Source organism: Janthinobacterium rivuli (assembly GCF_029690045.1).
In the GTDB taxonomy this organism is placed as follows: domain Bacteria; phylum Pseudomonadota; class Gammaproteobacteria; order Burkholderiales; family Burkholderiaceae_D; genus Janthinobacterium; species Janthinobacterium rivuli.
Genome location: NZ_CP121464.1, coordinates 1,791,397 through 1,806,865, shown reverse-complemented (window position 1 = coordinate 1,806,865; position 15,469 = coordinate 1,791,397). Strand labels below are relative to the sequence as shown.

Annotated in this window: 13 protein-coding genes; 8 read left to right on the top strand and 5 right to left on the bottom strand. The window is 64.1% G+C overall.

Annotated features, from left to right (window positions below):
- Positions 1–91: 91 nt before the first annotated feature.
- The gene (locus P9875_RS08210) at positions 92–418 is read left to right on the top strand and encodes a hypothetical protein (RefSeq protein ID WP_158300052.1); all 327 of its coding nucleotides are present in this window, start codon (positions 92–94) and stop codon (positions 416–418) included.
- On the opposite strand, the gene P9875_RS08205 is transcribed toward P9875_RS08210, so the two are convergent.
- Positions 419–1,345 carry a histone deacetylase family protein gene (locus P9875_RS08205; protein ID WP_225243326.1) on the bottom strand — a complete coding sequence of 309 codons (927 nt, stop codon included), beginning with the start codon at positions 1,343–1,345 and terminating at the stop codon, positions 419–421.
- Positions 1,346–1,556: 211 nt separating this feature from the next.
- Between P9875_RS08205 and P9875_RS08200 the strand changes: the two genes are divergently transcribed.
- The 5 genes from P9875_RS08200 (at position 1,557) to P9875_RS08180 (ending at position 7,415) form a co-directional block, all read left to right on the top strand.
- Entirely contained in the window at positions 1,557–2,465 is a 909-nt protein-coding gene (locus P9875_RS08200) for an AAA family ATPase (RefSeq protein WP_278318077.1), read from the top strand.
- Positions 2,466–2,470: 5 nt separating this feature from the next.
- Positions 2,471–3,472 carry a DUF58 domain-containing protein gene (locus tag P9875_RS08195; protein WP_278318076.1) on the top strand — a complete coding sequence of 334 codons (1,002 nt, stop codon included), beginning with the start codon at positions 2,471–2,473 and terminating at the stop codon, positions 3,470–3,472.
- Positions 3,469–5,490 carry a transglutaminase TgpA family protein gene (locus P9875_RS08190; protein ID WP_278318075.1) on the top strand — a complete coding sequence of 674 codons (2,022 nt, stop codon included), beginning with the start codon at positions 3,469–3,471 and terminating at the stop codon, positions 5,488–5,490. The genes P9875_RS08195 and P9875_RS08190 overlap by 4 nt, the downstream gene beginning before the upstream one ends.
- A gap of 8 nt (positions 5,491–5,498) precedes the next feature.
- Complete coding sequence (mltB, locus tag P9875_RS08185; protein ID WP_278318074.1) at positions 5,499–6,644, top strand: lytic murein transglycosylase B; 1,146 nt, start codon at positions 5,499–5,501, stop codon at positions 6,642–6,644.
- Between the two features lie 438 nt (positions 6,645–7,082).
- Positions 7,083–7,415 (top strand): hypothetical protein, encoded by a 333-nt coding sequence (locus P9875_RS08180; RefSeq protein ID WP_034751784.1) that lies wholly within the window; start codon positions 7,083–7,085, stop codon positions 7,413–7,415.
- Between the two features lie 100 nt (positions 7,416–7,515).
- Here P9875_RS08180 and cysM read toward each other — a convergent pair whose 3' ends face one another.
- Positions 7,516–8,418: a cysteine synthase CysM gene (gene cysM, locus P9875_RS08175; protein ID WP_035825682.1), complete on the bottom strand. Its 903-nt coding sequence runs from the start codon at positions 8,416–8,418 to the stop codon at positions 7,516–7,518.
- A gap of 252 nt (positions 8,419–8,670) precedes the next feature.
- Between cysM and P9875_RS08170 the strand changes: the two genes are divergently transcribed.
- Both P9875_RS08170 and P9875_RS08165 read left to right on the top strand, forming a co-directional pair.
- The gene (locus tag P9875_RS08170) at positions 8,671–10,428 is read left to right on the top strand and encodes an FAD-dependent oxidoreductase (protein ID WP_278318073.1); all 1,758 of its coding nucleotides are present in this window, start codon (positions 8,671–8,673) and stop codon (positions 10,426–10,428) included.
- A 125-nt stretch (positions 10,429–10,553) separates the two neighbouring features.
- On the top strand, positions 10,554–12,119 hold the full coding sequence (locus P9875_RS08165; RefSeq protein WP_278318072.1) for a phospholipase D family protein: 1,566 nt from the start codon (positions 10,554–10,556) through the stop codon (positions 12,117–12,119).
- Positions 12,120–12,223: 104 nt separating this feature from the next.
- Here P9875_RS08165 and P9875_RS08160 read toward each other — a convergent pair whose 3' ends face one another.
- The 3 genes from P9875_RS08160 to P9875_RS08150 all read right to left on the bottom strand — a co-directional run bounded on the left by P9875_RS08160 (position 12,224) and on the right by P9875_RS08150 (position 15,423).
- Entirely contained in the window at positions 12,224–12,928 is a 705-nt protein-coding gene (locus tag P9875_RS08160; protein ID WP_278318071.1) for a ComEA family DNA-binding protein, read from the bottom strand.
- A 177-nt stretch (positions 12,929–13,105) separates the two neighbouring features.
- Positions 13,106–14,059: a D-glycero-beta-D-manno-heptose-7-phosphate kinase gene (gene rfaE1, locus P9875_RS08155; protein ID WP_278318070.1), complete on the bottom strand. Its 954-nt coding sequence runs from the start codon at positions 14,057–14,059 to the stop codon at positions 13,106–13,108.
- Positions 14,056–15,423 (bottom strand): UDP-glucose dehydrogenase family protein, encoded by a 1,368-nt coding sequence (locus P9875_RS08150; RefSeq protein WP_278318069.1) that lies wholly within the window; start codon positions 15,421–15,423, stop codon positions 14,056–14,058. The genes rfaE1 and P9875_RS08150 overlap by 4 nt, the downstream gene beginning before the upstream one ends.
- Between the last annotated feature and the right edge of the window lie 46 nt (positions 15,424–15,469).

Here is a 15,469-nt window from a genome sequence, read left to right as displayed (position 1 = left end):
AAAAGTATGCTCTAATATCGCCTCTTAAATGAAAAGCAATTATTTTCCAGGCTGGCTCCCGCCGGGGAGATAGGCGATGGGATAGTGCGATATGATGATGGAACACACTGGCATGGCGCCCAAGCGCGTGCCGCGCAATGACTGGAAGAAGGAATGCCGGCAGTTGCAGGACCAAGTGGCGCAGCTGGAAGAACGGTTGAAGCGCCAGAGCGCGGACAGCTATGGCTTGCAAGTGCTGTATGACCAACTGGTCAATGAAATCAAGCATCACCGCGACATGTTGCAGCTCGACAGTTTTGACGCGGACAAATCGTCGCTCGTCTACACGCAAGCCTGGCGCCGCTTCATGGCCGGCGATGCGCTCGACTACCAGACGCACCGCCACACGAATTCTCGCAGCCGCCCGAGTTTGCTTTAGTTAAAGCTCCGCCAGCGCCTTCACGTGCGCCGCCACGCTGCGGCCCAGGGACGACAGGTTGTAGCCCCCTTCCAGGCAGCTGACGATGCGGCCCTTGCCATACTGATTGGCCACGGCCATCATCTGCTGCGTCATCCACGTGTAGTCGGCCTCCACCAGACCCATGCCGCCCACATCGTCTTCACGGTGGGCGTCGAAACCGGCGGAAATGAAAATCATCTGCGGCTGCTGCCGGTGCAGCGCTGGCAGCCAGTGGTCGAGCACCAGCTGGCGCACGGCGTCGCCCTTCGAGCGGGCCGGCACGGGCACGTTGACGCGCGTGTCCGTGTACGATTCCACGTCGCTGTACGGATAGAACGGGTGCTGGAAAAAGCTCACCATCAGGATGCGCGGATCATTTGCCACGGACTCGGCCGTGCCATTGCCATGGTGCACGTCGAAATCGACGATGGCGACCCGTTCCAGGCCGCGCACGTCGAGCGCATGCTTGGCGGCGATGGCGACATTATTGAACAGGCAAAAACCCATGGGTTCGCTGGGCCGCGCGTGGTGGCCGGGCGGGCGGATCGCGCAAAAGGCGTTGCTGATCTCGCCATCGATGACGGCATCCGTGGCCGCCACGGCCGAGCCAGCGGCGGCCAGCGCCGCCTCGTAGCTGTGCGCGTTGAGCAGGGTGTCGCCATCGAGCGGGTAATAGTCACCGGCCTGCGGCACATTGTCGCGCACGAGGCCGATGGCCGTCGCGCTGTGGTTGCGCTCGATATCGGACAATTGCGCATGCACGCCATCGCGGTGCTCGACCAGGTCGCTGATGTGCGCGAGGATCAATTGATCATTGATGGCCTGCAAGCGGGCCGGCGATTCTGGATGCCAGTCGCCCATTTCATGGCGCTGGCAATCGGGATGGGTATAAATGGCTGTGCTCATGCGCTGTACTGGTTACCTCTGTCTCTGTCCGTTCTCCGGGAACACTGCATGGCATTCCTGTTCGCCCTGCGCGTTCTCGCATAAAATCACTGGCCGGTCTGTGCCGCTACTGCACTAATCTACCACGAGCCCGACACGGGCGGGCGGCACGGCTTGACCTGGCCAAAGCGATTGTAAATTAAATAATCCGACTTACTGTGATAGAAATAGCATGTTTTCGAAAATACACCAGGCCGCACAGCAGATCGGCGAAGTTCTCGTCGGCAAACACTTGCAGATCCGCCAGGCCCTAGCCTGCGTACTGGCCGGCGGCCACCTGCTGATCGAAGACGTGCCCGGCGTGGGCAAGACGACTCTGGCGCACGCGCTGGCCATCTCGCTGGGCCTGCAATGGAAGCGCCAGCAATTCACGAGCGACCTGCTGCCTGCCGACGTGGCCGGCATGAGCGTGTATGACCGGGGCAGTGGCAGTTTCGTGTTTCATCCTGGTCCCCTGTTTACCCAGGTGCTGCTGGCCGACGAGATCAACCGCGCCACGCCAAAGACGCAATCGGGCTTGCTCGAAGCGATGGAAGAGCGGCAAGTGACGCTCGACGGCGTCACACGCGCGCTGCCGCAGCCGTTTTTCGTCATCGCCACGCAGAATTGCGCGCACCAGCTGGGCACCTTTCCCCTGCCCGAATCGCAGCTCGACCGTTTTCTCATGTGCGTCACCCTGGGCTACCCCGATGCGGCCGCCGAACGGGAACTGCTGCTCGGTGCCGACCGCCGCGCCATGCTGCAAACCTTGCCGGCCGTCATGAACGCGGAAGAATTGCTGCAGGCGCAGGCAGGCCTGCGCGCCATCCACGCCTCGGCCGCCGTCGTCGACTACGTGCTGGCCCTCGTGCATGCCACCCGCGTGCCGGGCGTGTTTGCCGATGGCCTGAGTCCGCGCGCCGCGCTGGCCCTGCTGCAGGCGGCGCGCGCCTGGGCCGCCCTGGCCGGACGCGACCACGTCACGCCCGACGATGTCCAAGCCATAGTCGTACCCGTCTGCGCCCACCGCCTGCATGCGGCGCAAGGGTCGACGGACAGCCGCACCCTGCTGCAGCAATTGCTGCTGGCGACTCCCGTCTGACTGCCATGCGCCTGCGCACCATCCGCTGGCTGCCGGCGCGCCCCTGGCTGGGCGCGCAGCGCGTGCACATCCGTCCCTCGCGCGCGGGCCTGGCGTTTGCCGCGCTGCTGCTGGCGCTATGGATCGCCGCCGTCAATTACCGCCTGGGCCTGGGCTATGCGCTCACGTATTTCGCGGCCGCCTGCGCCATCGCCGACATGCTGTTTGCCAGCCGCAACCTGGCGGGCCTGGCGCTGGCCGCCACGCCGGGCCAAGCTGTGTTCGCGGGCGGCCAGGCCACGTTCACCTTGCGCCTGATCAACCGCAGCGCGCGCCCGCGCCATGCGATCCAGCTGGCCGTGATCGATTCCACCGCAGCGCCTAGCCTGGCCGATATCGATGCCCACGGGGAAACGGCCATCCATATCGTCGTAGCGGCGCGGCAACGCGGCTGGCTCGATGCCCCGCCCTTGCGCCTGTCCGGCAGTTTCCCGCTGGGCCTGTTTGTTGCCTGGTGCCACTGGCAACCCGAAGCGCGCGTGCTCGTGTATCCACAGCCCGAGCAGAACGCGCCGCCGCTGCCCTTGCCGGCCGGGACAGAACAGCCGGCAAAGCAGACACCACAACAGCCACACTCGTCCGGCGGCGCCCTGGAACTGGCCGGCGTGCGCGCCTACCAGACCGGCGACCCTTTGCACCGCCTGGCCTGGCGCCAGATCGCCCGGCATGACGGCGAGCATTTATTCAGCAAGCAATTCCAGCCAGCCGCCGACGCGCAAGCGGGCGCAGCCCGTGGCAGCATCGTGTTCGATCTCGCCACTCTGCACGCGCTGGCGCCGGAAGCGCGTTTGTCGCGCCTGGCCGCTTGGGTGCTGCAGGCGGAACGCACGGGCTTGCCATACGGCTTGCGCCTGGGCGCGCTGACTCTGGCACCGGCCTTGGGCCCCAGCCAGCGCGACGCCTGCCTGCGCGCGCTGGCGCTGCATGATGTGCCGCACGATTGGCCGCCAGCGCAGGCGACGCCATGAAAGCCTGGCTGACCAACTTGCCGCGCGACAAGGCCGATATCGTGCTGCTGTTGCTGGCCGCCGCCATGGTGCTGGCGCCGCACGCGCTGCACCTGCCCCTGTGGCTGTCGGCCGCCGCTGCCGCCCTTCTGCTGTGGCGCGCCGTCATTACCGTGCGGGGCCGGCGCCAGCCCCAATTGACCGTGCTCGCGCCGCTGGCCTTGCTCGGCATCGCCGGCGTCTACGCCAGCTATGGCACCGTGCTGGGACGCGATCCCGGCGTGGCCATGCTGGCCCTGCTGCTGGCCTTGAAGTCGCTGGAAATGCATGGCCGGCGCGACATCTTCGTCTTTGTTTTCCTCAGTTTTTTCCTCCTGCTGGCGAACTTCTTCCATGCGCAAGGCATCCTCAGCGCCGCGTGGATGCTGGCCACCGTCATCGTCCTGCTCGCTGGCCTGTTGTCGGCCCAGTACGGCGCCGTGCAGCCGCGCCTGGCGCAAAGGCTGCGTTTGCTGGGTCGCATGCTGGCGCTGGCCCTTCCCCTGTCGGCCGTACTGTTTCTGGCCGTGCCACGCATCGACGGCCCCCTGTGGGGCGCGGCGCCGGAAGGCGCGCAGGCGCGCACGGGCTTGTCCGACAGCATGCAGCCGGGTGCCATCGCCTCGCTGGCTCTGTCAAGCGAACCCGTCTTCACGGCCAGTTTCAGTACACCACTTCCACCGCAAGAGCAGCTGTACTGGCGCGGCGTCGTGCTGGGCGACTTCGACGGCGCCACCTGGACGCGCCGGGGCGCGGGCCAGCGCGCACCGGCCAGCGACAACCGGATAGACATCGCACTGGAAGGCCAGCCCAGCCAATACGAAGTGACCTTGCAAGCGAGCGGCCAACGGCGCATCTTCGCGCTCGACGTACCGCGCAGCATCGAACGCCTGCCAGGCAATCCGTATGTCGTGTCGTCCGCGGTGGAAGTGCTGACCATACAGCCTATTACTTCGACCGTCCGTTACCGCGTCAGTTCCCTGCCACGCTACCGGCTGCAGGCGGGCCTGTCGCCAGAGCAGCAGCAGCCATGGCTGGCCTTGCCCGCTGGCAGCAATCCGCGCAGCGTGGCCTGGGCCCGCGCATTGCGCGGCCAGGGCGCGCAGGCGCTGGCGCCCGCCGACGCCATCGCCGCCGTGCTCGACCACTTTCGCCGTGCGCCGTTCCGCTACACCCTGCAGCCGCCACTGCTGGGCAAGCATGGCGTCGACGACTTCCTGTTTACCACGCAGGCGGGCTTTTGCGAGCATTACGCGGGCAGCTTTGTCGTGCTGATGCGCGCCATGGGCATACCCGCGCGCGTCGTCACGGGCTACCAGGGCGGCCTGCGCAACGGCACGGACAACAGCCTGAGCGTGCGCCAGTCCGACGCCCATGCCTGGAGCGAAGTGTGGCTGGCCGGCCGGGGCTGGGTACGCGTCGATCCCACCGGCGCCGTGGCGCCCCTGCGCACCGAGCGCAACCTCGACGCCGCCCTGCCGCCGGCCCCGTCGCCGCTGACGGCGTGGCGCGCCTTGGCCGGCCTCGATGGCGGCGCGCACGGGGCGCTTGCCGCGTGGCGCCAGCAATGGCAGCAAGCCGAGCACGTCTGGAGCAACTGGGTGCTCGACACCACGCCGCAGCGCCAGCGCGCCATGCTCGACGGCTTGAAAAACGTGCCCGCAAAAAAGCTGGCAGCCGCTTGCGCCGTGCTGGCCCTGCTGGCGGCCGTGGCCGGTGCCCTGGTCTGGTGGCGGCAGGCGCGGCAAGGCGATCCGCTCGAGGCCCTGTACGCGCAGTTTTGCCAGCAGCAGGCGCGGCGCGGCTACAGCCGTGCGCCGCATGAAGGCCCGCACGGTTATGCTGCGCGGCTGTCCGCAGGCAAGGCCACACAAGAGGCGCACGCCGCCATTGCACAGTTTCTGGCAATCTATGCCGCGATGAAGTATGGTAATGCCAACCCAGACGAACAATTCCGCGCGCGGCGCAACTTGCGCCGCCTGTTAACCCAATGCCGATGAGACGCTCCTTGTTACCGATCAAATACCCCGCCCTGTCCCTGCTCCTCGCCCTTCCCCTGTGTCTGTCCACCGCGCATGCTGGCGAAAACAGCAATATTTCCGCTGCCGACCGGGCCCGTGCCGTGCGCGCGGCCAAGACGCCACCCGCCAAGACAGCGGCCAAAAAAGCACCGGCGAAATTCGACTTCGAAGGCGAATTTGTCGACTATGCCAACTGGAAAGAAGTACGCGCCTTCCTCGACGAGATGTCCGCCAAACACGGCTTTAACCGCGCCGAACTCGATGTCCTGATCGGCAAGGTGCGCTATGTCGAGTCGACCGTGCAACTGATGAAGCCGGCCCCGCCGGGCAAGCCGAAGAACTGGCAAGCGTACAGCGCCCGCTTCATCGAGCCGGTGCGCATCAATGCGGGCGTGAAATTCTGGGAAGAGAATGCGGAAGCGCTGGCGCGCGCCGAACGCGAATATGGCGTGCCGGCCGAAATCATCGTCGGCATCATCGGCGTGGAAACTGTCTACGGACGCAACACGGGCCGTTTCCGCGTGCTCGACGCGCTGACGACCCTGGCGTTTTCCTACCCGGAAAGCCCGACGCGCGCCGCGCGCATGGAGTTTTTCAAGGGAGAACTGGAAAACGCGCTGCTGTACGCGCGCAAGGATGGCATCGATCCCTTGACCCTGCTCGGCTCGTATGCGGGCGCCATCGGCCTGCCCCAGTTCATGCCTAGCAGCATCATGAAATATGCGGTGGACTTCGATGGCGATAGTCACATCGACCTGCGCAATTCCACAGCCGACGCCATCGGCAGCGTCGCGCATTTCCTCGTCGAGCACGGTTGGCGGCGCGACGATCCGGCCATCAGCACCTATCCCGTCACCGTCTCGGCCAGCCGCGCCTGGGAAAAATTCATCGGCCAGGGCTTGCAAGCGAAGTACCGGCTGGCGGAAATGCAGGAGGCGGGCGTCAGTGCCGGCCCGTCCACACCCCAGAACATGCTGTTTGGCCTGATCGATCTGCAAAATGGTTCAGAAGCAACTGAGTATCACTTGGCAACCAATAACTTCTTTGCTATAACTCAGTACAACAGAAGTTATTTTTATGCCATGTCAGTGATCGACCTGGGCAAGGCCATCAGCCAAGTGCGCGCACGCTAACCGAAAGTCAGTGTAAAGTTATAATATTACTTGTAAGAAAGCGTAAGGGATGTTGAAGCGACCAGAAAACAAGTCTATGGTAGGGCCGATAACATGTGCCAGCCTTGCTCGCCAGCCTTTGTGCGGCACGGAATACGGAAATGGTTTTATACTTAACTTTTGTCAAAGTACAATTTTTGTTCTATCATAGAGCATAATAAAGAATAAATAGGTGTTGCAACAAGACAACACCTATTTTGTACAAAGCAAGATTGCTGGGCTTTCCGGCCTGAAATTGAATCCTGTTGTACAATTGTGTATATATTACGAAAAACTGTATCCCGGATCGTACCGTGTGTGAATTCGTTCCTTTTAGTAAAGAATGAACATGAACGCAGCAAGAGCGAGCTCCGAGTGTTTTTTACTTTGCAGTGCAACTACAGAAGGAACAATAACATCATGACAAACCAAGTCGGCATTGATATGAACAGCGATTCGGACTCCGACGATCTGCTCCAGTACAACCCAAACAGACTGCTCGATACCCTGATCGAAAACCTGCGCCTGAAAAACGACGCAGCCCTGTCCCGCGCGCTGGAAGTAGCGCCACCAGTCATCAGTAAAATCCGCCACCACCGCCTGCCGGTCGGCGCATCGCTGTTGATCCGCATGCACGAAGTCAGCGACCTGAGCATCCGTGACCTGCGTTACCTGATGGGTGACCGCCGCAACAAATTCCGCATCAGCGACAAGCAATTCAAGCCAAAAGAAGGCGAAACGCCACAAGGCTGATCCTGCCAGTTCCGCAGGTTTTCCCTCCCCGCCATGGGGAGGGGGTATTTCCAGCAGTTCTCAGGCCGTTCTGGCCGACATTATTTTCCCGTATCAACTATCAAGCAGGAAACACACCGGTAGATAAGTAGCGGTCGCCACGGTCGCACACGACAAACACGATCGTCGCGTTTTCCACCGTTTGCGAGATGCGCAGCGCGATTTCGCAGGCGCCGGCTGCAGAGATGCCGCAGAACAAGCCTTCTTCCGCCGCCAGGCTGCGCGCCATGCGTTCAGCCACGCCCTGGCTCACATACTCCACCTGGTCGACGCGCGACTTGTCGTAGATTTTCGGCAGGTACGCTTCCGGCCACTTGCGGATGCCGGGAATCTGCGAACCTTCCTCGGGCTGCGCGCCGATGATCTGGATGGCGGGATTCTGTTCCTTCAAATAGCGCGACACGCCCATGATGGTGCCCGTCGTGCCCATGGCGCTGACGAAATGCGTGACCTGGCCATTGGTATCGCGCCAGATTTCCGGCCCGGTGCTTTCATAGTGGGCGCGCGAATTGTCTTCGTTGGCGAACTGGTCGAGGATCACGCCACGGCCATCCTTCTGCATCTGCTCGGCCAGGTCGCGCGCATATTCCATGCCGCCCGTCTTCGGCGTCAATAAAATGTCGGCGCCGTAGGCGGCCATGCTCTGGCGGCGCTCCACGCTCAGGTTATCCGGCATCAGGAGCAGCATCTTGTAGCCGCGCAAGGCGGCGGCCATGGCCAGCGCGATGCCCGTATTGCCACTGGTCGCCTCGATCAGGGTATCGCCCGGCTTGATGACGCCGCGCTCTTCAGCGCGCTTGAGCATGGACATGGCCGCGCGGTCCTTCACGGAGCCGGCCGGATTATTGCCTTCCAGCTTGCCCAGGATGACGTTATTGCGCGCAAGCGCATCGGCACCCGGCAAGCGCGTCAGCTGCACCAGCGGGGTATTGCCTATCGTATCTTCAAGTGTCTTGTAAGCCATCGTGTCTGTTTGAGTAGGTTCAACAAAGACCCATTCTAATATGAGATGCCGGCCCGCGTATCGCTGATCGGCTCCAGCAGCCGGGCCCGCACGCGCGCCTTGCTGCGCCGCCACATGCGGCATGGCGCCTGCCGCGCCGCCATTTCCGGGCGTACACAAGGGGTATTGCGGCAGGCGCGTGCCGCATGCGCTAGACTCGTCACTGTTAGTTATTTTTGTTATTTGCTTATTCAGCCTCCGAACGGACTCGCCATGGCCAGCAGCACACCCGAATTCATTCCCGAAACGACGCAGGACGATCCCGTCCAGTTCGCCACGCTCGACTTGCAGGGCCGCAGCCACCAGATCTCGCCCGTCTTCAATGGGCTCGAACTGCAGCGCTTGCAGCGCTATGGCACGCTGCAGCGCTTTGCCGATGGCGATACCCTGTTCGAGGCGGGCAGCAGCAGCTTCGGCATGCTGGTGATACTGTCCGGGCGGGTCAGCATCAAGCGCCACGAAGTGATGGGACAGGCGTCCGTCCTGCGCGAAGTGGGCGTCGGCCACTTCATTGCCGAAGTGGCGCAATTGTCCGGCCGCCCCACCCTCGTCAACGGCAGCGCCGTGGGCGCCGTGGAATTGCTCGACATCAGTTCGGAATCCCTGCGCGCGCTGATCGTGGCCGAGGCGGAGATGGGCGAACGCATCGTGCGCGCCCTGATCCTGCGCCGCGTGGCGCTGATCGAATCGAATTCGGGCGGCCCCGTGCTGGTAGGGCCGCGCGGCAATGGCAATCTGTTCCACCTGCAAAGTTTTCTGTCGAGCAATGGCCATCCGCACACGGTGCTTGATCCGTCCACCGATGCGGCCGCCGCCGCGCTGGCCGAGCGCTACCAGCCTACGCCGCAGGAATGGCCGCTGGTGGTCTGCCCTGACGGCAAGATCATGAAGAATCCCGGCAATGCGGAACTGGGACGCTGTCTGGGCATGCTGCCCGATTTGTCCGGTGACAAGATTTTTGATGTGCTGGTGGTGGGCGCCGGCCCCGCCGGCCTGGCCACGGCCGTGTATGCAGCCTCCGAAGGCCTCACAGTGCTGGCGCTGGAACAGCGCGCGTACGGCGGCCAGGCGGGCGCCAGCGCGCGCATCGAAAATTACCTGGGTTTTCCCACCGGTATCTCCGGTCGCGCGCTGGCGGGACGCGCCTATGTGCAGGCGCAAAAATTCGGCGTCGAGATCGCCACGCCAGCCAGCGCCGCCAACCTGCTGTGCGACACCTGGCCCCTGCGCGTCAACTTGTGCGACGGCACGCAGGTGCGCGCCCGCACGGTGGTGCTGTCGTGCGGCGCGCGCTACCGCCGCCCCTCGCTGGCGAACCTGAAAACCTATGAGGGACGGGGTGTGTATTACTGGGCCTCGCCCATCGAAGCCAAGCTGTGCCGGCAGGAAGAGATCATCCTCGTTGGCGGCGGCAATTCGGCCGGCCAGGCGGCCGTGTTTCTTGCCGGTCACGCCGCCAAAGTCCACATGGTGATCCGCGGCGAAGGCCTGGCGGCCAGCATGTCGAGCTATTTGATCGAGCGCATCGCCGCCACGCCCAACATCACTTTGCACACACACACGGAAATCATCGCCCTCGAAGGCGACGACGATGGCTTGACGGAAGTGCGCTGGCGCAACAACCGCACGGGCGAGGAAGCCGCTTGCGCCGTGCGCCGCGTGTTTCTTTTCGTCGGCGCCGACCCGAACACGGACTGGCTGCACGACTGCGCCGTGGCCGTCGACGAACAGGGCTTTATCCGCACGGGCTTCGATGTCACGCGCGCCGAATGCCGCGCCCACGGCCACACAATCTATCCGCCAGACTTGCCCGACCGGGCCGCGCTGGAAACAAGCGTGCCGGGCGTGTTCGCCATCGGCGACGTGCGCGCCGGTTCCACCAAGCGCGTGGCCGCCGCCGTCGGTGAAGGCGCGGCAGTTGTTTCCCAGATTCACGGCTTCCTGGCGCGGCTGCCGGCCGGTTCCGCCTGAAAATCGTGCATTGTAGAAACTGCTACAATCGGCTGTTGCCATCCCGCTGAAAGAGTCCGCATGCTCCACACCACCAGGCTTTTCCCGCGCCGCAGCATGCCCGCGGTGCGCTGACGGTGCGCCGCATGTTCGTGAAACTGTTGCTGCTGGCCACCTTGTTTGCCATGCTCAGCATCGCCGCCCTGTACAGCTACGGGCGCTTCGCCGAGCGCTCGCTAGGCGCGCCTGGCACGGCCCTGCCCGTGGCGATGGATGCCACCCTGCTCGACCGCGTGCTGGCGCCGCAACTGGCGCAACGGCCCGGCGATAGCGGCACGGCGCTGATCGACGACAATCTGGAAGCGTTCGCCCTGCGCGCCCTGAGCGCGCGCGAGGCGGGCCGCAGCCTCGACCTGCAATACTACATCTGGCATAACGACGTCACGGGACGGCTGCTGGTGCGCGAACTGCTACGCGCGGCCGATCGCGGCGTGCTCGTGCGAGTGTTGCTCGACGATATCAACGCGCGTGGCCAGGACGCCGCCATCCTCGCGCTCGACAGCCACCCGCTGATCGACGTGCGCATGTTTAACCCGGGCCGCAACCGCGACGGCATCTGGTTGCGCGCCACGGAAATGGCCTTGCGCGCTGTCAGCCTGAACCGGCGCATGCACAACAAGGCCTGGATCGTCGACGGCAGGGTCGCCCTCGTCGGCGGGCGCAATATCGGCGATGAATATTTCGATGCCGCAGAACAAGTCAATTTCCAGGATGCGGACTTGCTGCTGGTGGGGCCCGCCGTGCAGCAGACGAGCGATATCTTCGACCGCTTCTGGAACAGCCGCGCCGTCATCCCCATCCGCGCCTTGCACGCTGGCAAGGACGCAGGCGCGCCGGAACTGCAGGCCGTGCGCGCCCGCCTCGACGCACTGACGGGCGAACTGGGCGCTTCACCCTACCTGCGGCAACTGACGGATGCGGGCCAGTTGCAAGCCCACCTCGATGGCCGCGTGCGCCTGCACTGGAGCGAAAAAGTGCAGGTGCTGTCGGATCCGCCGGAAAAAGCCGCGCCAGTGGCCAGTTTGCAGCGCAGCGAGCACTGGCTCATGCACAGCTTGCTGCCCCTGCTGACGGAGGCGCGCGAGGAAGCGCTGCTGACTTCGCCATACTTCGTGCCCGGCGCGGCGCTGACGCGGACCTTGGGCGAAAAAGTCGCCGCCGGCGTCCAGGTCCAGGTGCTGACCAACTCGCTGGCCGCCACCGACGTGGCCCTCGTGCATGCGGGCTATGCGCGCTACCGCCAGGCGCTGCTGGGCGGCGGCATCGAACTGTATGAATTGAAGACCCAGCACCGCAAGCGCATCAGCCTGATGGGGTCGAGCCGCGCCAGCCTGCATACCAAGGCCATGGTGGTGGACGGCCAGCGGGGCTTCGTCGGCTCCTTCAACCTCGATCCCCGCTCGGCCCAGCTCAATACGGAGATGGGCGTGCTGTTCGACGATGCCGCGCTGGCGAACGACATGCGCGCGCTGTTCCACCATTCGACGGCGAGCGACACCAGCTACCGTTTGCTCCTCGACAACGGCGCCCTGCGCTGGTCCGACGCCACCGAAGTGCCCGCCAAAGTGTGGACGCACGATCCGGAAGCGGGCTTCTGGCGCCGCATGCTGGTATCCGTGATGCGCTGGCTGCCGATCGAATCGCAGCTGTAGGCGCATAAAAAAAACCCCGCGCGGCCGGTACCACGCGGGGTTTTCTTCTCGTGCTGCGCGGCACCACCACGCAACACGCCTTACAGCAAACTACAGCAACACACTTACTTTTTCTCGGCTTCGGCCTTCTTCGCGTCGGCAGCAGCCAGTTTGGCTTCCTTCTTCGCCGCCGCTTCCGCAGCCTTGGCTTCTTTCTTGGCGGCCGTTGCCGCTTTCTTCGCGGCAGCGGCTTCCTTCTTCGTTTCGGCAGCCGTTTTCACGGGGGCGGCATCGGCGGCGGCTGGCGCGGTAGCGGCGGCAGGCACGACCTTGGCGGCAGCTGCTTCTTTCTTGGCGGCGGCAGCGGCGGCCTTGGCTTCTTTCTTCGCGGCAGCAGCTTCTTTCTTCGTTTCAGCGGCTGTCTTGGCTGGCGCCGCAGCGGTGTCGGTCGCAGCAGCTGGCTTCGGTGCGGCTTCTTTCGCTGCAACTTCCTTCACAGCAGTTTCCTTTTTTGCCGGGACAGCTTTCGCCGCCGGAGCAGGCGCCGCTGGCGCGCCGGACTTGGCCTGGCCATTCACTTGCAAGCCCGCTTCCGACAGCTTCAACGAACTTTTCGGGCCGATGCCTTTTACGCGGCTTTCGAAATCGGCCCAATCCTTGAAGGCGCCGCCCTTGGCGCGTTCATCGATGATGGCTTTCGACGTGACGGGGCCGATGCCCTTGACGCTGTCGAGTGCCGCCTGGTCCGCCTTGTTGACATCGACCTGGGCAAAGGCAAAGCCCATCGTCGCGATCAGGGTGGCGATGGCCAGCAGTATTTTTTTGAACATGGATATCTCTCCGTAAGGTGGTTTCAAGATGACTCGAACGCAAAGGAGGAACGGCGCCTTAACGGCTTAACGGCTGGGGCGTGATACGGTTGACAAGACGGGACAGCGGAATGGTAGGAGAACCTGCGCCAGATCAAACGGACCGGCGCAGGTGAGATGCGGCATACAGCGGCATAGTTACTGCGGGAACAGCTCTTCCCGGGTGACGGTGGCCGTGCCTAGCTTGCCGACGACGATGCCGCCGGCGCGGTTGGCCGTGCGCACGGCGTCGCCCAGGCTCATGCCGGCGCCCAGCATGGCCGCCATGGTGGCGATCACCGTGTCGCCGGCGCCCGAGACGTCGAATACTTCGCGCGCATCGGTCGGCATGTGCAGCACTTCATCGGCCGTGTACAAGCTCATGCCTTCTTCCGAGCGCGTCAGCAGCAAGGCGTCCAGGCCCAGCTGCGCGCGCATCTGCTGCGCGCGTTCCGTGAGTTGCTCTTCCGTATTCCAGTTGCCGATCACGCGGCGCAGTTCCGATTTATTCGGAGTGAGCACTGACGCTCCGGCATAGCGACTGAAATCATCGCCTTTCGGGTCGACCATGACGATCTTGCCGGCCGCCCGGGCCGCCTTGATCATCTCGGCCACGTTCACCAGGCTGCCTTTGGCGTAATCGGACAGGACCACTACATCATAGTGCGGCAACAGGGCATTGAATTGCGCCAGCTTGTCGCGCAGCACCGTATCGCTGGGCGCATCCTCGAAGTCGATGCGCAGCATCTGCTGCTGGCGGCCGATCACGCGCAGCTTGATGATGGTGGAAATGGCCGCATCGCGCTGCAGATAGCTGTGGATGCCGCCGCCTTCGAGCAGGCGCTCGACCTGGCTGCCGGCCTCGTCGTCGCCGACCACGCCCAGCAAGCTCGTCTTCGCGCCCAGCGCGGCCGCGTTGCGCGCCACGTTGGCCGCACCGCCCAGGCGCTCTTCGCGCTTCTCGATGCGCACGATGGGCACGGGCGCTTCCGGCGAAATACGGCTGACGTCGCCAAACCAGTAGCGGTCCAGCATCACATCGCCTACCACCAGCAGGCGCACCTGGGCCAATGCGGCCGGCGCCGTCAAGGCGACCACCTCTTGGGCGCTCATGTGCGCGTCAGGATCGAGCGGCCGATCCCGTGGTATTCGATGCCGTTCTCGGCCATGACGGCCGGCTCGAACAGGTTGCGTCCGTCAAAGATCACGGCCTGCTTGAGGCGCGCCTTGACCTGCTCGAAGTCAGGGCTGCGGAAGGCTTTCCATTCGGTCACGATGACCAGCGCATCGGCGTCCTGCAGCGCATCTTTCGAGCTGTCGGCAAAACGCACCTTGGCCAATTGCTCCGGCGTCAAGTCCAGCTGCAGCACGCGGCGCGCCTCGGCCATGGCGACGGGATCGTACACGGCCACGGTGGCGCCGCGTCCCAGCAAGTCAGCCAGCAGCACACGGGCCGACGCTTCGCGCATGTCGTCCGTATTCGGCTTGAAGGCCAGGCCCCAGACGGCGAAATGCCGGCCCGTCAGGTCTTCGCCGAAGCGAGTGACCACTTTGCGTCCCAGCACCTGCTTCTGCTGGTCGTTGACGGCCTCGACGGCGCGCAGGATCAGCAATTCCTGGCCGTGCCCGCGCGCCGTGCGCTCGAGCGCCTGCACGTCTTTCGGGAAGCAGGAACCGCCATAGCCGCAACCGGCGTACAGGAAGCTGTGGCCGATGCGCGGGTCGGAACCGATGCCGTGGCGCACGGCTTCGATGTCGACGCCCACCTTGTCGGCCAGATTCGCCAGTTCATTCATGAACGAGATGCGCGTGGCCAGCATGGCGTTGGCCGCATACTTCGTGAATTCGGCCGAGCGCACGTCCATCCAGTAGGTGCGTTCATGGTTGCGGTTGAACGGCGCGTACAGGCTTTTCAGCAATTCGCGCGCGCTCTCTCCATCCGGCGTGGCGTCGACGCCGATGACGATGCGGTCCGGACGCATGAAGTCTTCGACGGCCGCGCCTTCCTTGAGGAATTCCGGGTTCGAGGCGACCGAGAACGTGGCGGCCACGCCGCGCGCGTCGAGTTCGCCCTGGATGGCGGCGCGCACTTTTTCCGCCGTGCCGACGGGCACGGTCGACTTGTCGACGATGACCTTGAAGTCCGTCATGTACTTGCCGATGCCGCGCGCGGCAGCCAGCACGTATTGCAGGTCGGCCGAGCCGTCTTCATCGGGCGGCGTGCCGACGGCGATGAATTGCATCACGCCGTGTGCGGCTGCCGCTTCGACGTCGGTGGAAAAGGTCATGCGCCCGGCGGCGCGGTTGCGCGCCACGACTTCTTCCAGGCCAGGTTCATGGATGGGGATGCCGCCGCTGTTGAGCAAGGCGACCTTCTGTGCGTCCAGGTCGAGGCAAAAGACGTCGTTGCCCAGCTCCGCCAGGCAGGCGCCGGTCACGAGGCCAACATAGCCGGTGCCGATAATAGTGATTTTCATGGATGTACCGTATGGATAAAAAGCAGGTCTTACATAGAAGTACACG

What these genes read in the sequence shown, in the direction of transcription:
- P9875_RS08210 (WP_158300052.1), top strand. Translation starts at nt 92, where the DNA reads ATGATGATGGAACACACTGGCATGGCGCCCAAGCGCGTGCCGCGCAAT.
- P9875_RS08205 (WP_225243326.1), bottom strand. Translation starts at nt 1,345, where the DNA reads ATGAGCACAGCCATTTATACCCATCCCGATTGCCAGCGCCATGAAATG.
- P9875_RS08200 (WP_278318077.1), top strand. Translation starts at nt 1,557, where the DNA reads ATGTTTTCGAAAATACACCAGGCCGCACAGCAGATCGGCGAAGTTCTC.
- P9875_RS08195 (WP_278318076.1), top strand. Translation starts at nt 2,471, where the DNA reads ATGCGCCTGCGCACCATCCGCTGGCTGCCGGCGCGCCCCTGGCTGGGC.
- P9875_RS08190 (WP_278318075.1), top strand. Translation starts at nt 3,469, where the DNA reads ATGAAAGCCTGGCTGACCAACTTGCCGCGCGACAAGGCCGATATCGTG.
- P9875_RS08180 (WP_034751784.1), top strand. Translation starts at nt 7,083, where the DNA reads ATGACAAACCAAGTCGGCATTGATATGAACAGCGATTCGGACTCCGAC.
- cysM (WP_035825682.1), bottom strand. Translation starts at nt 8,418, where the DNA reads ATGGCTTACAAGACACTTGAAGATACGATAGGCAATACCCCGCTGGTG.
- P9875_RS08170 (WP_278318073.1), top strand. Translation starts at nt 8,671, where the DNA reads ATGGCCAGCAGCACACCCGAATTCATTCCCGAAACGACGCAGGACGAT.
- P9875_RS08165 (WP_278318072.1), top strand. Translation starts at nt 10,554, where the DNA reads ATGTTCGTGAAACTGTTGCTGCTGGCCACCTTGTTTGCCATGCTCAGC.
- P9875_RS08160 (WP_278318071.1), bottom strand. Translation starts at nt 12,928, where the DNA reads ATGTTCAAAAAAATACTGCTGGCCATCGCCACCCTGATCGCGACGATG.
- rfaE1 (WP_278318070.1), bottom strand. Translation starts at nt 14,059, where the DNA reads ATGAGCGCCCAAGAGGTGGTCGCCTTGACGGCGCCGGCCGCATTGGCC.
- P9875_RS08150 (WP_278318069.1), bottom strand. Translation starts at nt 15,423, where the DNA reads ATGAAAATCACTATTATCGGCACCGGCTATGTTGGCCTCGTGACCGGC.